This is a genomic window from Flavilitoribacter nigricans DSM 23189 = NBRC 102662, assembly GCF_002646595.1.
Taxonomy (GTDB): Bacteria; Bacteroidota; Bacteroidia; order Chitinophagales; family Saprospiraceae; genus Flavilitoribacter; species Flavilitoribacter nigricans.
In genome coordinates, this window is record NZ_PDUD01000106.1 from 1 (window position 1) to 2678 (window position 2678).

The 2678-nt window shown below is 50.3% G+C and carries 1 protein-coding gene; it reads left to right on the forward strand.

Translation table 11 applies throughout. The annotated features are described in order from the left end of the window. Positions 1-2678, forward strand: a 2678-nt coding sequence (locus tag CRP01_RS42680) for a hypothetical protein (protein ID WP_222845955.1), incomplete at both ends; no start/stop codon positions are given.

Below are 2678 nucleotides of genomic sequence, written 5' to 3' on the forward strand. Positions count from 1 at the left end.
CAAGCGGGCACCTGCCCAATCGTCATTACACGGACCTTCACGGTGACCGATGAGTGTTTGAATGTGGGTACGGATGTCCAAACGATCACGATTGATGATACGACCAATCCGGTAGTCACGGCTCCGGATGATGACACGATTGAAGCTTGCGATATAGCTGGAGGTCTTACTGACTACTCAGAAACCCCAGTTGATATCACGGGTCAGGAAGGAGCATATGGCCTCACGATCACAGAAGCTTGTAACTACACGACCACTTATGTAGATACGCAGGCCGGTACCTGCCCAATCGTAATCACGCGGACCTTTACGGTGACCGATGAGTGTTTGAATGTGGGTACGGATGTCCAAACGATCACGATTGATGATACGACAAATCCAGTAGTTACTGCCCCGGATGATGATACAATTGAAGCTTGTGATATAGCGGGCGGACTTGCTGATTACTCAGAAACCCCAGTAGATATTACGGGTCAGGAAGGCGCTTATGGTCTGACGATCACAGAAGCCTGTAACTACACCACGACTTACGTGGATACGCAAGCCGGTACCTGCCCAATCGTAATCACGCGGACCTTCACGGTAACCGATGAGTGTCTGAATGTAGGAACGGATGTACAAACGATCACGATTGATGATACCACTAATCCGGTAGTTACAGCACCGGACGACGATACGATTGAAGCTTGTGGTATAGCGGGCGGACTGGCTGATTACTCTGAAACTCCGGTGGACATTACCGGTCAGGAAGGCGCTTACGGTCTGACGATCACGGAAGCCTGTAACTATACTACAACTTATGTCGATACCCAAGCCGGCACCTGCCCGATTGTGATCACGCGGACCTTCACGGTGACCGATGAGTGCTTGAATGTCGGTACGGACGTGCAAACGATCACAATTGATGACACCACTAATCCTGTTGTCACGGCTCCGGATGATGATACGATTGAAGCGTGCGATATTGCAGGTGGACTAGCTAACTATTCTGAGACTCCGGTGGATATCACCGGTCAGGAAGGAGCATACGGTCTCACCATTATTGAAGCGTGTAACTACACGACCACATATGTAGACACTCAAGCCGGCACCTGCCCAATCGTAATCACGCGGACCTTTACGGTGACCGATGAGTGCTTGAATGTGGGCACGGACGTACAAACGATCACGATTGATGATACGACTAATCCAGTAGTCACTGCCCCAGATGATGATACGATTGAGGCGTGCGATATCGCCGACGGACTTGCTGATTACTCCGAGGATCCGGTAGACATCACTGGTCAGGAAGGTGCTTACGGCTTAACCATAACGGAAGCTTGTGCTTATACGACCACATATGTAGACACCCAAGCGGGCACCTGCCCGATCGTGATTACGCGGACCTTCACGGTAACCGATGAATGTCTGAATGTCGGCACCGATGTACAAACCATTACGATTGATGATACCACTAATCCGGTAGTTACCGCTCCGGATGATGATACGATTGAAGCTTGTGATGTTGCTAATGGATTAGCTGATTACTCTGAGACTCCGGTAGACATCACCGGTCAGGAAGGCGCATATGGTCTGACGGTGACTGAAGCTTGTGCTTACACCACCACTTATGTCGACACCCAGGCTGGTACCTGCCCGATCGTAATTACGCGAACCTTTACAGTAACCGATGAGTGCTTGAATGTGGGAACGGATGTGCAAACGATCACGATTGATGATACGACAGCTCCAGTTGTTACTGCCCCGGATGATGATACGATTGAGGCTTGTGATATCGCTGGCGGCCTGGTGGATTATTCAGAAACTCCAGTGGATATTACCGGTCAGGAAGGGGCTTATGGCCTCACGATCACGGAAGCCTGTAACTACACCACGACTTACGTAGACACCCAAGCGGGCACCTGCCCAATCGTAATTACACGGACCTTCACGGTGACCGATGAGTGTCTGAATGTGGGAACGGATGTACAAACGATCACCATTGATGACACCACTAATCCGGTAGTTACGGCACCGGACGATGATACAATCGAAGCGTGTGATATTGCCGGTGGACTTGCAGATTATTCAGAAACGCCGATAGACATCACCGGACAGGAAGGCGCTTACGGTCTAACCATCACGGAAGCTTGTAACTACACGACAACTTACGTAGACACCCAGGCCGGCACCTGTCCAATCGTAATAACGCGGACCTTCACGGTGACCGATGAGTGCTTGAATGTTGGCACCGATGTACAAACGATCACGATTGATGATACGACTAATCCGGTAGTCACGGCTCCGGATGATGATACGATTGAAGCGTGTGATATTGCTGGTGGGCTGGCTGATTACTCCGAAACACCAGTTGATATTACCGGACAGGAAGGGGCTTATGGTCTGACCATCACGGAAGCTTGTAATTATACTACGACCTATGTAGACACCCAGGCCGGCACCTGCCCGATCGTCATTACGCGGACCTTCACGGTGACCGATGAGTGTTTGAATGTAGGCACGGATGTACAAACGATCACGATTGATGACACCACTAATCCAGTAGTTACGGCCCCGGATGATGATACGATTGAAGCTTGTGATATAGCGGGTGGACTAGCGGACTACTCTGAAACTCCAGTTGATATAACTGGTCAGGAAGGGGCATATGGATTAACGATCACGGAAGCTTGTGCTTA